Raw genomic sequence first — 20,470 nt, 5'->3', positions numbered from 1 at the left:
TGTAAGTGATTTTATTCCTGAGCTTTCACTGCTTTAGCCGATGAGTCGCCGGCGGCCAATGCTTTATGTTGAGCTTGATGGCGGCTCAGGTTATGCTGATTTAAATCACTTGTTTAAAAAGGATGTTTTAATGTCGGGCTTTCCTCATTTATTAGAACCCTTGGATCTGGGGTTTACCCAGCTGAGAAACCGGGTACTCATGGGTTCCATGCATACCGGGTTGGAAGAAGAAAAGGGCGGTTTTGAGAAACTGGCACACTTCTACAAGGAGCGGGCGCTGGGTGGTGTGGGTTTGATTGTCACCGGCGGCATAGCGCCCAACTTTCGCGGCCGTTTGGCACCCAATGCCTGTCAGCTGAGCTTTCCCTGGCAAGTGGGCAAACACAAAATCGTTACCCGAGCTGTACATGAGGGCGGCGGCAAGATCTGTATGCAGATCCTTCATGCCGGCCGTTACGGCTATCATCCTTTTTCGCTGGCACCGAGCAAGGTCAAGTCACCCATTACCCCATTTACGCCGAGCGCCATGTCGTTGCGGCAAATCCGCTGCACCATAAAGGATTATGCCACTTCTGCCGAACTGGCCAAACGGGCCGGTTATGATGGCGTAGAGGTGATGGGCTCTGAAGGCTATCTCATCAATCAGTTCATCTGCGAGCGGGTCAATCAGCGCAGTGATGAGTACGGCGGCAGTTTTGCCAACCGTATTCGCCTGCCACTGGAAATTGTTCGCGCTATCCGCGCCAAGGTTGGTCCCGAGTTCATCATTATCTTTCGTCTGTCTATGTTGGATCTGGTCGACAAGGGCTCAAGCCTCGAGGAGGTCATTGAGCTCGGCAAAGCGCTGGAACAAGCCGGTGTCACTATCATCAATACCGGCATAGGTTGGCATGAAGCCAGGATCCCGACCATAGCCACCAGCGTACCCAGAGGCGCCTTTGCCTGGGTCACTGAACGTTTGAAAAAAGAACTCAGTGTTCCTTTGGTGGCTACCAACAGGATCAATACGCCTGAGATAGCCGAGCAGATCCTCGCCTCGGGGCAGGCGGATATGGTGTCTATGGCCAGGCCCTTCCTGGCCGATCCTGAGTTTGTCAACAAAGCCGCGACCAATCAAAGCGAAGCCATCAATACTTGCATCGGCTGTAATCAGGCTTGTCTCGATCATACCTTCTCGCTCAAGCGTGCTACTTGCCTTGTTAATCCAAGAGCCTGCTATGAGACAGAGATTAATTTCCCCAAAACTGAGTCCCCCAAACGCCTGGCGGTGATGGGCGCGGGCCCGGCTGGGATGGCATTTGCTGTCTACGCCGCTGAGCGGGGGCACAAGGTGACCTTGTTTGAAGCCCGAGATGAAGTCGGTGGCCAGTTTAACCTGGCGCGCAAGATCCCAGGTAAAGAGGAATTCAACGAAACCATACGCTACTTCAAGAATCGCCTCGCACATTTTAAGGTGGACTTGCGTTTGAATACGCCGCTCAACGCCTCGGTGCTCAGGGATGAACCTTTTGATGAGTTGGTGGTTGCCAGTGGTGTCTTGCCAAGAGAGCTCAACTTGCCCGGGTTTGATTCTCCCAAGGTGGTCAGCTATCAACAGGTGCTGCAGGGCGAGGTGGAAGTCGGCCAGCGGGTGGCACTTATCGGCGCCGGCGGCATAGGTTTTGACTTGGCGCATTTCCTCGGCGAGCAGGAGTCCAGTACGCTGGAGCCGGAACGTTGGTATCGTCAGTGGGGCATAGACACAAGTTACGCCGAGCGCGGCGGACTGGCCAAACAAGCACAGGCGTATGCTCCGGCCAGAGAGCTGTATTTGTTGCAACGCAAGAAGAGCAAGCTGGGTAAAGGCTTAGGTAAGACCACGGGCTGGATCCATCGCATGGTGCTTAAGCAGCACAAGGTGACAGAGCTCAGTGGGGTCAGCTATGAGCGCTTTGATGACCAGGGATTGCACATACTGATTGATGACAAGCCGCAGCTGCTGCCTGTGGATACTGTGGTGATCTGCGCAGGTCAGGAATCCAACCGTGTGCTGTTGCCGGAACTGGAAGAGTGCGGCTTGCCAATGCACCTCATTGGCGGCGTTGATGTCGCTGCCGAGTTGGATGCCAAACGCGCCATTCGTCAGGGTGCAGAATTGGCGATGAGGATCTAGTCTCTAACCGGGTTTAACTCCCCGCCACGGCGGGGATTTTTTTGCTTTACTTATAACCTTATTGTCGAAAAGTGGACATACAACAGCATCGGATTGGGGAGATATCAATGATGAAAACTACCATGGCGAGTAGCTGCGCGCTGGCGCTGTTGACCGGCTTGAGTTTAGTGGCAACCGCCGCTGGTGCAGATAATCCGGTTTCCGTTGAAACGCCTGCCTATGATAAGGCGCTGGCCCATGCACTCGGTGCCGATCAATATGGTATGAAACCTTATGTGATGGCGTTTTTAAAGGCGGGTCCCAATCGAAGTGGCAGCAAAGAACAGCGCGCCGAGCTTCAAAGAGCGCACATGAGCCATATTCAGCGTTTGGCGCAAGAGGGCAAACTCGTGTTAGCCGGGCCCTTTATCGATGGCGGCGAGTGGCGGGGGATTTATATCTTTGATGTCGCCAGTTTGGCTGAGGCTGAAGCCTTGACGGCCAGCGATCCTGCGGTTCAGGCCGGTAGCCTTATCATGGAACTTAAAGCCTGGTACGGTAGTGCGGCATTGCTGGAGGTCAACCGTATTCACACCCGAATAGCCGAGTCACAGCCTTGAGTGACAAGCTTCGATAGCAACACTAAATGAGCGTTTCAAAGCCGTTTGAGAATATCTTTCTGCACTGAGCTCAACCCGGGCGGCGGTAAAAAACCGCCCAAGCCGCGTTCGATACGCAGATGCTGCAAATCCAGTGCCCGGGTCAGGGGCACGAAGAGGGCGCCGGGATGAAGGATATATTCGCTCACCAGGTTGAAGCCACCGCCACAGATAACTCTTTGATACTGCCAGCCAATATCTGAGGCCGGGTATAGCTGCAGCCGGGTTAATCCGGGTTTGTGCTCTTTGTTGTTGCAGTTGTTGAAGTCGCTCAGAGCACTCTTATCAAGGGGTTTGCTATCAAGGGGGGCGCTATTAAAGCCTGCATCAGCGCTTGGGTGCGGCGGCGCAATAATATCTATCTCTTCTCCCGCCTTTGCGGCGTGTTCAAGCAGCAAAGCCTGCTCGGCAAGGCTTCCCGAGTGGATCACCAGAGTCTGTTTAGGCTTTTCAAGACCCTTTGGGGTTGCATCTTGGGACTTGTCTTCGCCGAGTAACGGCAGCCAGAAGCGTGGGCCCGTTTGATTGGAGAGCGCCTGTTCCTGCTCCGGGGTCGGCCATTCACAAAACCAGATTTGCTGAAAACGGGGAATATGGGCAACGCGCTGGCGATAGACATTCCAGTTGAGCAATCTGGCGATATAGACAAGTTTGCCAGGCAAGGGGATATCACCAAGCTCGCCCCAAATGCCCCCGGGAAAGGCATCTATCAGCATGAGCCGACACGCTTGTTGCTTGTTGAGCGATGCCAGTAACTGCTTGAGCCAGGCGCTGAGTTCGGCTCGGCTTTGAAGCCTGGTCGGCAGACTTAAGTGTTGAATGCCCTTTGGTAGCAGCGTGTCGACCGCTAACGGCAGTGGACTTGTGATCACCAACGCTTGCTGCGCCTTGATAAAGCCGAGCACTTTCAGTGCCCGGCTCAAGTGCCCGAGCCCGCCGCCGGGGGCGTAATAGATAAGCATCAGTGATTCGCCGTTTGAGCGACCAGTGTCTTGATGGCAGCCAAATAACGCTCGGCTTCAGCCTCGGCGCTGCACTGACTCAGTACCGTTTGGTACAAAGCCTGGCTCTTGGCGGCGCGAATCGAAGCCGTATCGGTTTGCCAACGCACCAACGCATCCAAAAGAGACTCCGCCGAAGTTGGATGAAACAGATAACCTGAGTCCGTTTGGCCGAGGAGATTATGGGCCGCGTCACTGTCAGTCAAACGGTCATCGAAGACATGCTTTTCGCGCTCATGCAGGCTGTCGAAGATAAGATCGGCCATACCGCCGCAGCAGGCGCCGAGCACAGGGATGTTAAGCGCCGCCGCCTCCAGCAGTACATTGGGGGTTCCCTCATAGAAAGAGGGAATAGCGATAAGGTCGCATACCAGATAACGGCTTATCAGCTGATACCTGTCAAGAAACGGCTCCAGGGTGTAACTGCCCTCGGGCAGGGTCTGCAACAGCTCGGCGGCGCTTTCATCCAGCTCGCCAATCAGCAACAGATGGCAGTTGTGTACCAAGGGGCTGCGTTTGAAGGTCTCGATAAAAAAGGCCAAACCTTTTTTCTCTTTCAAATGGCCGAAAAGGCCAATCACTGGCTGACTGGGATTTTCCAGGTTATTGGAACGCCAGGCTTTGGCTTGCTCTTTATCCAGCGGCAATGGCTGCCAACGTTCGCTATCCAGGCCATTACTCATGTTGTGCACTCTGACTTGCGGCCACAGGGCTTTGACCCGTTTTGCCTTGTCGGCGCTGACGGCCAATACCAGCGCGCTGGCTTGCAGCGTATCCTGCAGCACTTGATAGCGACGATGATCGAGAATACTCAAGTCAAAGTCGTTGCCGCGCAGCAATGTGATGAGCGGTAGCCCAAGCCAGGCGGCAAAGACTCGCCCGGCATGCATGGAGAAGGGATAGCCATAGGCAACGACAGCATCATATTCACCCTCCAGCTTGTGCCATAGAAGATTGAGCGAGTGCGCCGGGTTTGTACCCATGGGGAAGCTGTGATCGCAACCCTGCTCGGCAAAATAGCCGGTCTCCTTTTCCAGGCCGCCGGCGCGTAAATGATAAAGGGTGATATGTACCCCGAGCCGCCGCAAATGGCGCACCAGTCTATCGCAGGATAGTGCCATGCCGCCTTTGGCCGGCGGGTAGTGTTGAGTCAGCCACAGTAGCCTGGGGTTAGCTGTCATAGATATCCCGATATTCGTAATCCGGCAACTGCTCATCATCTTCGTCGACAGGGAGCTCAAAAGCGGCAAAGTCCTCGGCATCAAACTCCTTGTTGTAACTGCCGTGTTTGGTGTGCAGTTGGTACCAGGCACTGCCGAGATACAGTTGTTTGAGGGCGAAACCGGCAAGCGGATCCTCGGGTTTAACGCCTTGTAGGCTCAATTGCTCATACTTGGTGCCTGAGCGCGGATCTTCATAGACTTCCTTGCCGACCTTCAAGGGTTTGGCGGCGCACTGAAAACACAGACCGGTTTTGGGATCCAGGTGATGTTCGCAGACACTGGCTTGGCACTCACTGCAACTGCCAACGGCAGGTTGGCCGCAAGGGCTGAGGGTGAAAAAACCGATTTTTAGCTGACACTGACTCATATTATCCCCTGGCTCGAATACTGGTCTGTTGATAGGACTTGGCGATGGTTCTGAGAATATTCTCGGCATCCATCAAACGTGACTCACCGATAAATTTAAAGGTGGAGTTGGATTTCACCTTGGTGATGCCGTTTTGAGTCTGTGCCTTGCTCGTTGGTGCCAGTTTGGTTTTACGCAGATGGTAGTGATCAGGATTCAAGGTCAGGCAGCTGCGAATGCTGCGCCGTCCCTTGTACTTGATCTTGGTTTTGACCTTGCCTCGGGCGTTGCGACGGGTGCGTTTACGACGACAGATAACATCATCCACCCGCAGTTGCAGCTCATTGCCGTCTTTGAGTTTGGCCCTGAATTGCAACAGTGGCACTTCAAAGTAGGCCAGTTGGGTGCTCTTCTCGGGCTTTTCGGTTCGGGCCGGCTTACGTTTATGTATGGAGTCGAGATCCAGTTTCAGCTGCACGCTGTTGGTCTCCATCGCCAGTACCTGCATCAACTTGATAAGGCCGGTGCGCACATTGTCGTTGACGTCCATATTGTTGCAGCTGTGAAGCAGTAATATAGACGCCAGAGTCAAACCCACCAGGGTATACACCACCAGGTGAGGCACGGGCAGGAATATGCTGACAATAGTGAAACCTATCAACCAATTGCGGCTGCGGCGAAACTGGCGTCTCAATGGGCTGCCCATACGATCCAATCGGGTCAGGCGCTTGAGAAACAGTAACCAGTGCTGGGTCGAATGGGTTGCATCCAACTTCTTGGTGCGGATAAATTCCTGCTCCGCCGGGGTTAACTGCTTGAACACTTTGCGCATTCGCCAGTAGTGAAGCGGGGCGTTAAAAGGGTTTATGGCTGTTTCCATATCGTTTCCTTGACATTAAACAGGTGCTATTAAACGAGTAGCTATTAAGCGCTAGCTTGCATTGGGCTTTGACTCAGCTGTATATACAAGTCGCTGAGCTGAGCGCAGATCTGTTGCCATTGGAACTGCTCTGTCACCCTTTGTTGGCCCTTGAGTCCCAAATCTTTGGCCTTGGCCGGTTGACTGAGCAGCTCAATGCAGGCTCTGGCGAGCTCGGAGGGCCTGGAGGGGGGAACCAAGAGCCCATGCTTTTCATGGGTTACCAGCTCACGAATAACCGGCAGATCCGAGGCGATAACTGCGGTGCCGCAAGCCATGGATTCGAGCACTTTCAAAGGGCAGCACCCCTGAAGCATATTGCGCCTGCAGGGCGTGAGCGGCGCCAAAGATGCGCTCGCGGCCTGAATTTTTTGCCTGAGGCTTGCTTGGTCCAGCCCGAAATGCAGCGAAACACAATCTTCCAGTTCCATGGACTTGAGCCAGGCCTTTACCTGCCGGGCCTGGCGATTTTCGAGTGACAGGCAGAGATCCAGCCGGACCTCCAACTGCTGACGCACCAAGGCAAAAGCTTTGAGCAGATCTCTAAGCCCCTGCCAGCGCTGGGCAGCACCAAAATAGATGAGCCTGGGTAGACCATCCTCTGCTTGCCTCAATGGCTCGGTAGGCGGCAACTCGGCGCCGTTTGGCAGATAGACTACTGGAGTAGAAGTGCGTTTTTCAAGGCTGGCAGCCGTGAGTTTTGATGGGGTCACAATCAGATCGGCACCATCCAGGCAACGCTGCTCCCAGGCGCTGATTTTGGCCAGGGTTTTTCGCGGCAGCGACAGGTGAATAGGCAGCTCTATGCTGGGCAGGGCATTGACCTCATAGACAAGCTTGAGCGCTGGATTGTCCTTGCGATGATCCAGCAAAGGCACCCCCGCCCAGGGGTCGCGAAACTGCGCCAATGTCAGGGTATCGCGATTTTGCCTGAGCAGCGCCCCAAGCTGATTGGCATAGTCCAGCGCCTTGGCAAGCACGTTATTGCCCGAGCTTGGGTTTAGCTGGTGCCTGACGATACTGACCTCGCTGCTTACCTCGTAGGGATTGCTGCCGAGTGACAGGGTTTCCTGCTGCCAGGAAGGCATCTGGGGATCACCTTGTAGATAGAGCATACCAGGGGACTGGAAGGCAAACAGGGTTGACGCCATATAACGTATATGGGTCGAAGCGCCTTTGGGCAGAGGGTAGCGATCAAAAGCGCAATAAAGACTTTTGAATGAATAACTTGAGTCTGATTTCATAAGTCCGGCAGAGTACCGGAGTCAGGCTGGATTTACAACGAAAAAACGCTTGTTTGATTGTAGGAGATCTGCCATTGACGGTGTTTTTTGCGCTTGTGTCAGGCCAAGTGTTTAACCCGCAGCAGCGGCATGTCGGCGCCTTCGCTGGAGAGATCCAAGTCCAGATCTTCCGTGGGCACACAGCAGCAGGGCAGGCATTCATCCGCCTGTAACTCGGCCAATGGCGTGGTCAGGTAAGTGACCGCGCCACTGCGCACCCGGGTCTTGCAGGCGCCGCAAAACCCGCTGCGGCACTCGGAAAAAATGCTCACCTTACGGGCTTCGAGCGCTGCCAGGAGAGTCCTGTGCTCTGTGGTATACAGCAGCAGGGGCTCTCCGCGCAGCAGCACGATAGGGGCTTTGTTAAAGGTCAAAGTCGGAGAACTCATCGTCGTCGACAGCCGAGTCTATCTGGCCGACCAGGTAGGATGATACTTCCACTTCCTGAGGCGCGACCTGTACGGCATCGCTCTCCAGCCAGTTTTTCATCCAGGGCAGGGGATCGCTCTGCTCACTGTATGGTGCGCCCAGGTTAACCGCTTTCATTCTCTGATTGGTAATGAACTCCACATACTGGCAGAGAATGGTTTCGTTCAGGCCTATCATGGAACCATCCTTGAACAGGTACTTGGCCCAAGCCTTTTCCTGCTCGGCGGCGCGCAGGAACAGATCGTAAGCTTCCTGCTGGCACTCTTTGGCGATTTCACCCATCTCAGGGTCATCTTTGCCACCCTGCATCAGGTTGATAATGTGTTGGGTCGAGTTCAGATGCAAAGCTTCATCGCGGGCGATCAGGCGAATGATTTTGGCGTTGCCTTCCATCAGTTTGCGCTCGGCAAAGGCAAAGGAGCAGGCGAAGCTGACGTAAAAACGTATCGCTTCAAGCGCATTGACCGACATCATGCACAGATAGAGGGCTTTTTTGATGGTGCGGGTAGTGACTTCAAGCGTGCGACCGTTGACGTCAAACTTGCCTTCACCATGCAGGTGATACAGCTGAGTCAGTTCGATAAGGCGGTCATAATACTCGGCAATATCGCCGGCGCGCTTGAGGATCTCCTCATTGACCACTATGTCATCGAACACCACGGATGGGTCGTTGACAATATTGCGGATGATATGAGTGTAGGAACGGCTGTGAATGGTCTCGGAGAAGGACCAGGTTTCAATCCAGGTTTCCAGCTCAGGCAGGGACACCAGTGGCAGGAAAGCCACATTGGGGCTCCGGCCCTGAATCGAGTCCAACAGGGTTTGGTACTTGAGGTTGGAGAGGAAGATATGCTTTTCATGATCCGGCAGGGCGCCGAAATCGATTTTGTCGCGGCTGACATCCACTTCTTCCGGGCGCCAGAAGAAAGACAACTGCTTTTCGATCAGTTTCTCGAATACTTCGTACTTCTGTTGATCGTAACGGGCCACGTTAACCGCCTGACCGAGAAACATAGGTTCGCGGGTGGCATCGTTGGGGGTTTGACAAAAAATTGAATAAGCCATGATCTACTCTTTCCAAACAACGGGGCCACCTGGGCCCCGAACTTGTTACTTAATCCTGCTTAAATCTTGCAGGCGCCGCCGGCACAACCGTCGTCTTCCTTCTCGATGCTGGTAATGTCATCGAATTTGTCGGAAGCACCATCACGGGTGTTGTGGTAGTAAAGGGTCTTGACCCCGAGTTTGTAGGCGGTCAACAGATCCTTGAGCAGCAGCTTCATCGGAACCTTGTTACTTTCAAACTTGGATGGGTCATAGTTGGTATTGGCCGAAATCGCCTGATCGACAAACTTCTGCATAATACCAACCAACTGCAGGTAACCATCGTTGCCGGGCATCTGCCACAGCAGCTCGTACTTGTCCTTGAGTTCTTCATAATCGGGCACCACTTGCTTGAGCTGGCCATCTTTACTGGCCTTGACGCTGATAAGGCCGCGTGGAGGCTCAATACCATTGGTGGCGTTGGAGATCTGCGAAGAGGTCTCGGATGGCATCAGTGCCGACAGAGTCGAGTTACGCAGGCCATGCTGCTTGATATCGTGACGCAGAGCATCCCAATCCAGGTGCAGCGGCTCATCACAAATCTTGTCCAGATCCCGCTTGTAGGTATCTACCGGCATGATCCCCTGAGAATAAGTGGTCTCATGGAACAGCGGGCAGGCACCCAGCTCTTTGGCCAGATTCATCGAGGCCTTGAGCAGGTAGTACTGTATGGCTTCAAATGTTCTGTGGGTCAGGCCGTTGGCGCTGCCGTCAGAGTATTTCACGCCGTTCTTGGCCAGATAGTTGGCGAAGTTGATGACCCCGATACCCAGAGTGCGGCGGTTCATCGATGCCGTCTTGGCAGAAGGAATAGGGTAGTCCTGGTAGTCCAGCAGGTTATCCAGAGCGCGCACAGCCAAATCGGCAAGGCCTTCCAGTTCGCCCAAGTCTTTTATCGCACCCAGGTTCAGCGCTGACAAAGTACAAAGGGCGATTTCACCATTTGGGTCGTCAATATTGTTCAGTGGCTTGGTTGGCAGGGCAATCTCAAGACACAGGTTGGACTGACGCACTGGGGCCACTTCGGCGTTGAACGGACTGTGGGTGTTACAGTGATCCACGTTCTGCACATAGATACGGCCGGTGGAGGCGCGCTCCTGCATCATCAGCGAGAAGAGCTCGACCGCTTTTAGGGTCTTCTTGCGAATGCTCTGGTCCTGCTCATATTTCACATACAGGCGCTCAAACTCGTCCTGATCGGCAAAGAAGGCGTCATATAAGCCGGGAACGTCCGATGGGCTGAACAGGGTGATGTTCTCACCTTTGATCATCCGCTGATACATCAGCTTGTTGATCTGTACGCCGTAGTCCAGGTGACGGATACGGTTGTCTTCAACACCACGGTTATTTTTCAGTACCAGCAGCGATTCAACTTCCAGGTGCCAGATAGGGTAGAACAGAGTTGCAGCGCCGCCGCGAACGCCGCCCTGGGAGCAGGATTTCACCGCAGTCTGGAAATACTTGTAGAAAGGCAAACAACCTGTGTGGAAGGCTTCACCACCACGAATAGGGCTTCCCAGAGCGCGAATGCGGCCGGCATTCACACCGATACCGGCTCTCTGACTGACATACTTGACGATGGAAGAGGCCGTGGCATTGATGGAATCCAGGCTGTCGTCACACTCGATCAACACGCAAGAGCTGAACTGACGGGTCGGCGTACGCACACCGGACATGATAGGCGTCGGCAAAGAGATCTTGAAGGTAGAGACCGCATCATAGAAGTCTTTGACATACTGCAGCCGGGTTTCCTTCGGATAACGGGCAAACAAGCAAGCGGCCACCAGAATATAGAGGAACTGGGCACTTTCGTAGACTTCATGAGTCACACGGTTTTGTACCAGATACTTGCCTTCCAGCTGTTTGACGGCGGCATAGGAGAAGTTCATATCGCGCCAATGGTCGATATAGCTGTCGAGCACATCCAGCTCTTCACGGCTGTAGTCTTCCAGCAGATGCTTGTCGTACTTGCCCATGGCGACCAACTTGCTGACATGATCGTACAGTTTTGGCGGCTCAAACTGACCAAAGGCCTTCTTACGCAAATGAAAAACAGCAAGGCGAGCGGCCAGGAACTGATAGTCCGGAGAGTCGGGAGAGATCAGGTCGGCGGCAGCCTTGATAATGGTTTCATGGATGGCCTCGGTGGGGATGCCATCGAAAAACTGCAGGTGAGAACGCAACTCCACCTCGGAAACCGAGACGTTGTTTAATCCTTTGGCTGCCCAGGTGATAACACGGTGGATCTTATCGAGATCTATCGTCTCGCGTGCGCCACTGCGTTTGGTAACTGTCATAGTGCTATTCATTGAAGATAGGCCTTGGTTGTAATATCTGTGAAATGACGCGACGGCGTCATTAAACCTTCCCTTGTAAAACAATCAACCGAACAGTTAACGACGGCGGCCCGAGAGGGCTCTGTTAACCGGGAGTTTCCAGTGCAAGACTAGTATGTCTGATTGCTACCGATACACAAGATATGGTGTTTTTCTATATCTTGGATAACAAGATAGTGAGGTATGGCACTTTTTGCAAGCCTGAGTTTTGGGTATATCTTGTGGATATCTTGAGGATATTGACTGGCCGATTCCGCAAAGCGGCATCATTGCTGGCGCACAGTCGTCATGGTCAAAATTCAAGCGATCTCACTCAAGGTGATCGACTGCTAAAATAAGCAGCGATCCGCGATCCCGCGCAGATCCGGTCGGTTAAAGCAGCATCCGGACTGCGACTTTCTTTAAGGTCTTGTCTACTCAGGAAAACAGTGCCAATTTAGTGCTTGTCTTACCTTGTTACCACAATGGCAGCGACATCACTGCCTGTGGATGATTTAACTGCCAATCGGCACCCCATTCCGCCGGTTTATCCTCGGCCGCCAGATATCCCCACATGGCGATGGCAGAGGGCATATTGACCGCCTGCGCCGCTGCGATGTCGCGCTCGGCATCGCCAAGATAGAGAATACGTTCGGTCGCGCAGTTAAGCTGCTGAGCAGCCAGCAACATAGGGGCTGGGTGGGGCTTACGATAGAGGGTTGTATCGGCACTGATCACCGCATTAAAGCGCTTAAGCAGCCCCATGCGCTCTAACAAGGGGCGGGTAAAACGCGCCGGTTTATTGGTGACAATCCCCAGCGGCAAGGCTTTTGATAGGGCACTGTCCAGCAAGGCTTCTATGCCTTCAAACAAACAGGCTTTTTGGCCGTTGACCGCATCATATTCCCTGAGCATCGCTTGCCGGAGATGCTCCTGTTCCTCGGCAGATGCTTGGGGCACGGCGGCTTGCACCATGGCAAGCGAGCCGTGAGAGGCCAGAGTGCGAAGAAGTTTGCGCTTATCCTCTATCGATACCCCATGAGATGCAAGCGCCAAGGCCAGTGCTTCGGTCAGGTCCTCGGCGGTATCCACCAGAGTCCCGTCCAAGTCGAACAGAATCCCTTGAAACGGCAGCTTAGGCGTCATGGCATCAGTCCTGGCGTTGGCAGGCAATCATATAGTTGACTTCAACGCTCTTGGTGTAACTGAATACGCCACTCAAGGGGTTGTATTTGATGCCCAGCGCGTCACGGCACAATAGTTCGGTGTTTTCCGCCATGGCAATTAATTCGGATGGGCGGATAAACTTACTGTGGTCATGGGTACCGGCCGGCAGCATTTTCAGCACATACTCGGCACCGAGTATGGTTTGCACCCAGGACATGATGTTGCGGTTAATGGTGGAGAAGAACACCCAACCTCCGGGCTTGACCATATCGCAACAAGCCTGGATCACAGATTGCGGATCCGGTACATGCTCGAGCATCTCCATACAGGTAACAGTGTCGTAATGCCTCTGATGATTCTGGGCATGCACTTCGGCGGTTTCCTGCAGGTAGTCTATGCTGACGCCGGCTTCCAGTGCATGCAGCCTGGCGACTTCCAACGGCTCAAAGCCCATATCCAGACCGGTGACCTTGGCGCCAATGCGGGCCATGCTCTCGGACAGAATGCCACCGCCGCAGCCGACATCCAGTACCTGCTTGTCAAAGATACCGCCGGATTGAGCGTCTATATAATTAAGGCGCAGGGGGTTGAGTTCATGCAGTGGCTTGAATTCACCGGCAGGATCCCACCAACTGGCGGCCATACTTTCAAACTTGGCAATTTCCTGAGGGTCGACATTGGGTTGAGAAGACATATTCAGACCTGAAACAGCAATAATAAAGATGCGCCCATTATAACCATATAAGCCATAGGGAAGGGCAGCATAAATTAGCGCCTCAATGTGATCGATGGCACTAAAGGCCAAAAGCTGCACAAAATATCGGCAAGATTCGGTTTTTGATGATAAAAACAGCAACGGAACTCATGTCTATGACAGTGATATCTGCCCCCGCTCGCGACTTGTATCATGCCCTTGGCGTTTTTGGCTGCAAAGGCGGCTTTAAGGACTTCCGACATTAAATAACTGTGTTAGAATGCCAAATCACGTTTGTTGGGCTCGACAATGACACGGATTACAAGTTGTCAGCTAATTTAAGGGGATCGAGCAGTTTATGACTGATCTGGCTTTATCAATTTCGCCAATAAATATTGAAGACGAACTAAAGAACTCCTATCTGGATTACGCCATGAGCGTTATCGTCGGGCGGGCATTGCCAGACGTACGCGACGGCCTCAAGCCGGTGCATCGCCGCGTACTCTTTGCGATGAACGAGCTGAAAAACGATTGGAATAAACCCTATAAGAAGTCGGCACGTGTTGTCGGTGACGTGATAGGTAAGTATCACCCTCATGGTGATATCGCCGTATACGACACCATAGTGCGGATGGCACAGCCTTTCTCACTGCGTTACACCTTGGTGGATGGCCAAGGTAACTTCGGTTCCATCGACGGCGATGCCGCGGCGGCCATGCGTTATACCGAAATTCGTATGGAAAAGCTGGCGCATCAACTGCTGGCTGACCTTGAGAAAGAAACCGTCGATTATGTCCCCAACTACGACGGCACTGAAATGATCCCGGCCGTGTTGCCGACCCGGATCCCCAACCTGCTGGTCAACGGCTCCTCCGGTATCGCCGTGGGTATGGCCACCAATATTCCGCCGCACAACCTGACCGAAGTGGTTAAAGGCTGTTTGGCACTTATCGAAGAACCTGAGCTGTCTATCGAACAGCTGATGGATTATATCCCGGGTCCGGATTTCCCGACGGCTGCCATTATCAATGGCAAGAAAGGCATAGAGGAAGCGTACCGTACCGGTCGCGGCAAGGCGATTATGCGCGCCCGCGCTGAGGTGGAAACCGAAGACAATGGCCGCGAGCGGATCATTGTTACCGAGATCCCATACCAGGTGAACAAGGCTCGTCTGATTGAAAAGATCGCCGAGCTGGTAAAAGACAAGAAAATTGAAGGCATCAGCGGCCTGCGCGACGAGTCTGATAAAGACGGTATGCGCATTGTTGTTGAGGTCAAGCGCGGCGAAGTGGCCGAGGTGGTGCTTAACAACCTCTATGCCCAGACCCAGATGCAAACCTCTTTTGGTATCAACATGGTGGCTCTGACCAATGGTCAGCCCAAGTTGTTTAACCTTAAGGAGATGCTGGAAGCCTTTATTCTGCACCGCCGTGAAGTGGTGACTCGCAGAACCGTGTTTGAACTGCGTAAAGCCCGCGAACGCGCTCATATCCTGGAAGCCCTGGCTATCGCCCTGGCCAACATCGACCCTGTGATTGCGCTGATCAAGGCCTCGCCAACACCGGCCGAAGCCAAAGTAAAACTGGTGGAAACCGGTTGGCAGCTCGGCAACGTGCAGGGCATGTTGGAAAAAGCCGGTGATGACGCCGCCCGCCCTGAATGGTTGGAGCCGGAGTTTGGTATTCGCGATGGTCTCTACTATCTGACTGAGCAGCAAGCCCAGGCTATCCTCGAGCTACGTCTGCACCGTCTGACCGGTCTTGAGCACGAGAAGATCCTCCAGGAATATGAAGAGCTGTTGGAGCTGATCGCCGGATTGCTGCATATCCTCAGAAGTCCGGAGCGTCTGATGGAAGTGATCAAAGAAGAGCTGGAAGAAGTGCTCGAGCAATATGGCGATGAGCGCCGCACCGAGATCAACGCTTCTGCCGTGGATATCAGCCTCGAAGATCTGATCTGCGAAGAAGATGTGGTAGTGACCCTGTCGCACTTGGGTTATGCCAAGTATCAGCCACTGAGCGATTACCAGGCGCAGCGCCGCGGTGGTAAGGGCAAGGCCGCCACCAAGGTCAAAGACGAAGATTTCGTTGAGAAACTATTGGTTGCCAATACCCACGACACCATTTTGTGCTTCTCCGACTTTGGTAAACTCTACTGGCTCAAGGTCTATCAGTTGCCGCTGGCCAGCCGTCAGTCGCGCGGTAAGCCTATCGTTAACCTGCTGCCATTGTCCGAAGGCGAGCACATTACAGCGATTCTGCCGGTTCGTGAATACGAAGCCGACAAGTATGTCATCATGGCCACTTCCCACGGTACCGTGAAGAAGACATCGCTTATCGAATACAGCCGCCCCAGAGCCAACGGCATTATCGCCGTTAACCTGAAAGACGGTGACCAGTTGATTGGCGTTGACCTGACCGACGGCAGCAATGAAATCATGCTGTTCTCCAACGAAGGTAAGGTTGTACGCTTCAGCGAAGATCAGGTGCGCGCCATGGGCCGTACCGCTACCGGTGTTCGCGGTATCAAACTCGAAGACGGTCAGGAAGTGGTTTCACTGATAGTGCCAAAAGAAGATGGCGCCATTCTGACTGTGACAGAGAACGGTTTTGGTAAGCGTACCGAGCTGAGTGAATACCCAACCAAGAGCCGTGCTACCAAGGGCGTGGTTTCCATCAAGGTCAGTGAGCGTAACGGCGCCGTAGTCGGTGCAGTTCAGGTCGGCGACAATGATGAGATCATGCTGATCAGCGACAAGGGCACACTGGTGAGAACCCCTGCGGCCGGCGTTTCCATCATAGGCCGTAATACCCAGGGCGTGACGATTATCCGCACCGCCGGTGACGAGGCCGTGGTGGGTTTACAGCGTATCGATGAAATCCAGTCTGATGAAGACGAAGTGGAATTCGATGAAAACGGCGAACCCATAGTGGCCGAACCTGCAGCCGAGGATACTGAAGGCCAAGCGCCCGAAGCACCTGAAGCTGAGCAGGAATAACAGCATCAAGCATATCTGAGCGTCCATCTGGACGCTCTTTTTTTCAAGGAGAACAATGAAGTGAGCACGATTTATAATTTCTGTGCCGGACCAGCCATGTTGCCGGCCGCGGTAATGCAAAAAGCCCAGCAGGAATTACTGGACTGGCAGGGGCACGGAGTCTCCGTCATGGAGATCAGTCACCGCAGTCAGGCCTTTATCGATCTCACCAAGGCTGCAGAATCCAGATTGCGCTCACTGATGAATATTCCCGAAGATTACCATGTACTGTTTATGCATGGCGGTGGTCGCGGTCAGTTCTCGGCTGTCGTGAATAATTTTTTGGGCAATAACGGTAGAGCCCTGTATTTGGAGAGTGGTCAGTGGTCAAAGTCGGCCACAGCAGAGGCCAGAAAGCTGGCCGGAGATGACAGGATTGATAGCCAGAGCATTGTTGAAAAGGTCAATGGACTCAACAAAGTAACCTTACCTAAGCTGGAAGGTGATAGTGGTAAGTATCGCTATGTGCACTATTGCCCCAACGAGACGGTAGATGGTGTCGAAATTTTTGAAGAGTTGGAGTCTCCCTGGCCAATAGTCGCGGATATGTCATCCACTATCATGTCACGTGAAATCGATGTCAGTCGCTACGGACTCATTTATGCCGGGGCACAGAAAAATATTGGTCCTTCAGGTTTGGCCATAGTGATAGTGCGTAAAGAGATGCTGGCTTTGCCGGCCATGCCACAGTCGTCCATCATGGATTATCGCTTGGCGGCCGAAAACGATTCTATGTTTAACACTCCTCCTACTTTTGCCTGGTATCTGGCGGCCGAAGTGTTTGAGTGGCTGCACCGGATGGGCGGTATCGAGGCGATGGCAGAGCTTAACAAGGCCAAGGCCGAACTGCTTTACGCCTGTATCGATGAACTGGACTTTTACCGCAATGGGGTGGCGGCGCAAAACCGCTCGCGGATGAATGTAACTTTCCAATTGGCCGATGAGTCGCTCAATGGTGAGTTCCTGAAAGAGGCGGAGGCCGCAGGTTTGGTGGCTCTTAAAGGGCACAGAATTGTCGGCGGGATGCGCGCCAGTATCTATAACGCCATGCCTTTGGCCGGCGTTGAGGCCCTGGTTGCCTTTATGCAGGCGTTTGCGGCCAAGCACAGCAGCTGAACCCCGGCGAAAATCGCTTTATTGCAACAAGTTCCATAAAAAAGCGAATGCCTCGGCATTCGCTTTTTTCATCTAACTCTCCAATTTTAACCTTGCAACACCTTGGCGATAGACTTGGCAAGGTAATCGACATTGCTATCGCTTATCCCGGCGATACTGATCCGGCTTGAATCCACCATATAGATACCGAACTCCTGCTTAAGTTGTTCAACCTGCTCTGGCGACACCCCAAGGAAGGAGAACATCCCTTTTTGGCGGGCGATAAAGCTGAAGTCCTGCTCGACGCCTATCGCCTTTAAACGCTCAACCAGGATGGCACGGTTACCGTTTATCCTGTCACGCATCACCTTGAGTTCATCCAGCCACTGTTGTTTGAGCTGATTGTCGCCGAGAATGGTTTCCACCAACGCGGCTCCATGTGCCGGCGGCATGGAGTAGAGGCAACGCACCACGTAAAGCAGTACCGACAAGGCTACATCGGCGGCAGCACTGCTGTTGGCTATGATGCTGCAGGCGCCGATACGTTCGCGATAAAGGCCAAAATTCTTTGAGCAGGAGGAGCAGAGCAACATGTCTTCCACTGCGGCCGCCATCTTGCGAACGCCGTAGGCATCTTCCTCGACACCGTCACCAAAGCCCTGGTAAGCCATATCGATTAGCGGGGTAAAGCCGCGTTTGACGGCGACTTGTACCACTCGGTCCCATTGTTCGGTGCTGAGGTCCTGGCCCGATGGATTGTGACAACAGGCATGCAGCAGCACAACATCGTTTTCACCAAGGGTGTTGAGTTTGGCGAGCATTTCATCAAACTTCAGCGCCTTGGTGGCGTAGTCATAGTAAGGGTAACGCTCAACCTTGAGACCGGCCGCTTCAAAAAGTCCGGTGTGATTGGCCCAGGTCGGATCGCTGACCCAAACGGTTGCGCCTGGGCGACAACGTTTAATAAAGTCGGCTGCGACCCGCAGCGCGCCTGTACCGCCGGGAGTGGATACGCTGCGAATGCGTCCGGCGCTCAGGGTAGGGTGCTGCTCACCGAATGCCAGCTCGGCAATGAGCCGATTGAAATCACTGCTACCGGCAGGGCCGATATACACCTTGGTGGTTTCCGTGGCGGTGCGGCGCTGCTCGGCGGTTTTAACGCAGTCGAGGATGGGGGTATTTCCCAAGATGTCTTTATAGACACCAACGCCCAAATCAATTTTTTCACCGCGAGGGTCGTCGCGATATTGGCTGAGCAGCCCAAGAATGGGATCGGCTGGCATCGCCTTGAGTGTGCTGAACATAGGGTTCCCTGGATTGAATACTTGTTGAAGAGGACTAGCATAACGGCATTTAGGCTATTTGTTAACGGCTGGCGAGGCTGCAGCAAGCGATAGTCAGAGTGGTGCAACTGGCAAGCTGGGCTTCCAGGGTGTAAAGCTCAGTTGCAGGAAAGGAGAGTCGCATCTGTGAGTCACGTCTTCGAAAGTCAATCGGACAGCAAAGAGCTTATTTAGCGCTGCTTGAATAATTTTCCGCTGAAATCGGCTTTTTTCAGCAAAAAACGGTTGAATCCCTGTGGCGCTCAGGTAACTTTAATGCCACGAACACTTAATTCAGGCCTATCAGCACTCGCTGTATCTAATCTTTTGTCTTGATTTACCGGTTTTATCCCATAATCGGTGACAAGGTCTTTTAACCCGCTTTGGCGGTACGTGGCGTGACGCTGCAACTCCGTCAAACACAGATGCAAGAATCCAAAAAAGATGAAGCAATTGCGACTGGATCCCATAAGTAGAATGCATGGGGAGGTCAACATCCCCGGCTCCAAGAGTATTTCCAACCGGGCGCTGCTATTGGCAACCCTGGCCAAGGGCACCACAGAACTGAGCAATCTGCTCGACTCAGATGATATTCGCCACATGTTGGCAGCGCTCAAACAGCTCGGCGTGCAATTTGAGCTTTCCGAAGACAAGAGCCGCTGTAGCTTGCAGGGCCTTGGCGGCGCTATCAACAGCAACAAGCTGCAAGAGCTGTTTCTCGGTAATGCCGGCACCGCGATGCGGCCCTTGTGCGCCGCGCTGACCCTGGGGAACGGTGAGTTTGTTCTCACGGGTGAACCCAGAATGGAGGAGCGACCGATAGGAGATTTGGTCGACAGTCTCAAGGCGTTGGGCGCGGATATTCAATATCTGAAGGATCCCGGCTTCCCGCCATTAAAAATCAAGGCAACGGGCCTCAGTGGCGGGGATGTGGAAATTGCCGGTAATCTCTCCAGCCAGTTTCTTACCGCGCTCCTGATGGTTGCGCCGCTGGCCGGTGCCGCTGTCAATATCAAGGTCAAGGGTGAACTGGTTTCCAAGCCCTATATTGATATTACTTTGGCCTTGATGGCGCAATTTGGTGTCAAGGTTATCAACCACGACTATCAGCGTTTTGAGATCCCATCCGGTCAAAGCTATCTGTCACCGGGCAAGGTAATGGTGGAAGGCGATGCTTCATCGGCGTCTTATTTCCTGGCCGCAGGCGCCATCGCCGGCGGCGAAGTGAAAGTCACCGGAGTTGGCCGTCTCAGCATTCAGGGGGATGTCAAGTTTGCCGATGCGCTGGCGGCCATGGGCGCCGAGATTGAATGGGGAGATGACTTTATTATTGCCAGGGGTAGCCAGCTCAAGGGCATAGATATGGACATGAACCATATACCCGACGCAGCAATGACCATAGCCACAGCTGCGGTATTTGCCAAAGGGCCGACCCGCCTCAGTAATATCTACAACTGGCGTATCAAGGAGACAGATCGTCTCAGCGCCATGGCGACAGAACTGCGTAAAATTGGTGCCGAGGTGGAGGAGGGTGAGGATTATATTCTGGTTAATCCACCGCTTGCGCCCAAGCATGCCGCCATCGATACCTATAACGACCACCGCATGGCCATGTGTTTTTCGCTGCTGGCATTTGCCGATTGCGGCGTCACCATCAATGACCCGGATTGCACCTCAAAAACCTTCCCGGATTACTTCCAACGCTTTGCGGCCTTGGCCTGTTAAGCGGCTGAATTTCGGGCTGT

16 protein-coding genes are annotated in these 20,470 nt (G+C 53.5%); 5 read left to right on the top strand and 11 right to left on the bottom strand.

Translation table 11 applies throughout. The annotated features are described in order from the left end of the window. Positions 1 to 130 precede the first annotated feature (130 nt). Both ON072_RS04125 and ON072_RS04120 read left to right on the top strand, forming a co-directional pair. Positions 131 to 2,152, top strand: coding sequence for an oxidoreductase (locus ON072_RS04125; protein ID WP_274625975.1), 2,022 nt, complete (start codon positions 131 to 133; stop codon positions 2,150 to 2,152). Positions 2,153 to 2,259: 107 nt separating this feature from the next. Then, positions 2,260 to 2,751 (top strand): YciI family protein, encoded by a 492-nt coding sequence (locus ON072_RS04120; protein ID WP_232785997.1) that lies wholly within the window; start codon positions 2,260 to 2,262, stop codon positions 2,749 to 2,751. Positions 2,752 to 2,786: 35 nt separating this feature from the next. On the opposite strand, the gene ON072_RS04115 is transcribed toward ON072_RS04120, so the two are convergent. The 10 genes from ON072_RS04115 to ubiG form a co-directional block, all read right to left on the bottom strand. Beyond that, positions 2,787 to 3,752, bottom strand: a complete 966-nt coding sequence (locus ON072_RS04115; RefSeq protein ID WP_144225175.1) for a hypothetical protein — start codon at positions 3,750 to 3,752, stop codon at positions 2,787 to 2,789. Then, the gene (locus ON072_RS04110; RefSeq protein WP_274625974.1) at positions 3,752 to 4,972 is read right to left on the bottom strand and encodes a glycosyltransferase family 4 protein; all 1,221 of its coding nucleotides are present in this window, start codon (positions 4,970 to 4,972) and stop codon (positions 3,752 to 3,754) included. The genes ON072_RS04115 and ON072_RS04110 overlap by 1 nt, the downstream gene beginning before the upstream one ends. Continuing rightward, complete coding sequence (locus ON072_RS04105) at positions 4,962 to 5,381, bottom strand: hypothetical protein (RefSeq protein ID WP_025010425.1); 420 nt, start codon at positions 5,379 to 5,381, stop codon at positions 4,962 to 4,964. The genes ON072_RS04110 and ON072_RS04105 overlap by 11 nt, the downstream gene beginning before the upstream one ends. Position 5,382: 1 nt before the next feature. Beyond that, on the bottom strand, positions 5,383 to 6,240 hold the full coding sequence (locus ON072_RS04100) for a hypothetical protein (protein WP_071238179.1): 858 nt from the start codon (positions 6,238 to 6,240) through the stop codon (positions 5,383 to 5,385). A 44-nt stretch (positions 6,241 to 6,284) separates the two neighbouring features. Next, positions 6,285 to 7,523, bottom strand: a complete 1,239-nt coding sequence (locus tag ON072_RS04095) for a glycosyltransferase family 4 protein (RefSeq protein WP_274625973.1) — start codon at positions 7,521 to 7,523, stop codon at positions 6,285 to 6,287. A gap of 98 nt (positions 7,524 to 7,621) precedes the next feature. Next, a complete protein-coding gene (gene yfaE / locus ON072_RS04090) occupies positions 7,622 to 7,951 on the bottom strand; it encodes a class I ribonucleotide reductase maintenance protein YfaE (RefSeq protein ID WP_037436974.1) in 330 nt (109 codons plus the stop codon). Next, positions 7,926 to 9,056, bottom strand: a complete 1,131-nt coding sequence (gene nrdB, locus ON072_RS04085; protein WP_025010421.1) for a class Ia ribonucleoside-diphosphate reductase subunit beta — start codon at positions 9,054 to 9,056, stop codon at positions 7,926 to 7,928. Before nrdB ends, yfaE begins: the two co-directional genes overlap by 26 nt. 59 nt (positions 9,057 to 9,115) lie before the next feature. Beyond that, positions 9,116 to 11,404, bottom strand: coding sequence for a class 1a ribonucleoside-diphosphate reductase subunit alpha (gene nrdA, locus ON072_RS04080; RefSeq protein ID WP_274625972.1), 2,289 nt, complete (start codon positions 11,402 to 11,404; stop codon positions 9,116 to 9,118). Between the two features lie 483 nt (positions 11,405 to 11,887). Continuing rightward, positions 11,888 to 12,556: an HAD family hydrolase gene (locus ON072_RS04075; RefSeq protein WP_274625971.1), complete on the bottom strand. Its 669-nt coding sequence runs from the start codon at positions 12,554 to 12,556 to the stop codon at positions 11,888 to 11,890. A gap of 4 nt (positions 12,557 to 12,560) precedes the next feature. Beyond that, on the bottom strand, positions 12,561 to 13,271 hold the full coding sequence (gene ubiG, locus ON072_RS04070; RefSeq protein WP_025887373.1) for a bifunctional 2-polyprenyl-6-hydroxyphenol methylase/3-demethylubiquinol 3-O-methyltransferase UbiG: 711 nt from the start codon (positions 13,269 to 13,271) through the stop codon (positions 12,561 to 12,563). A gap of 358 nt (positions 13,272 to 13,629) precedes the next feature. Here ubiG and gyrA point away from each other — a divergent pair, with 358 nt between their 5' ends. Both gyrA and serC read left to right on the top strand, forming a co-directional pair. Beyond that, on the top strand, positions 13,630 to 16,269 hold the full coding sequence (gene gyrA / locus ON072_RS04065) for a DNA topoisomerase (ATP-hydrolyzing) subunit A (protein ID WP_218997477.1): 2,640 nt from the start codon (positions 13,630 to 13,632) through the stop codon (positions 16,267 to 16,269). A gap of 60 nt (positions 16,270 to 16,329) precedes the next feature. Then, a complete protein-coding gene (gene serC, locus ON072_RS04060; RefSeq protein WP_093982819.1) occupies positions 16,330 to 17,424 on the top strand; it encodes a 3-phosphoserine/phosphohydroxythreonine transaminase in 1,095 nt (364 codons plus the stop codon). A gap of 86 nt (positions 17,425 to 17,510) precedes the next feature. Here serC and ON072_RS04055 read toward each other — a convergent pair whose 3' ends face one another. Next, positions 17,511 to 18,707 carry an amino acid aminotransferase gene (locus tag ON072_RS04055; protein ID WP_025010416.1) on the bottom strand — a complete coding sequence of 399 codons (1,197 nt, stop codon included), beginning with the start codon at positions 18,705 to 18,707 and terminating at the stop codon, positions 17,511 to 17,513. Between the two features lie 462 nt (positions 18,708 to 19,169). Between ON072_RS04055 and aroA the strand changes: the two genes are divergently transcribed. Next, positions 19,170 to 20,450, top strand: coding sequence for a 3-phosphoshikimate 1-carboxyvinyltransferase (gene aroA, locus ON072_RS04050; protein WP_274625970.1), 1,281 nt, complete (start codon positions 19,170 to 19,172; stop codon positions 20,448 to 20,450). The last annotated feature ends 20 nt before the right edge of the window (positions 20,451 to 20,470 follow it).

Source organism: Shewanella sp. K8 (assembly GCF_028823715.1).
In the GTDB taxonomy this organism is placed as follows: Bacteria; Pseudomonadota; Gammaproteobacteria; order Enterobacterales; family Shewanellaceae; genus Shewanella; species Shewanella algae.
The sequence above is the reverse complement of the archived record's forward strand: the minus strand, read 5'-3'. Positions and strand labels throughout refer to the sequence as shown.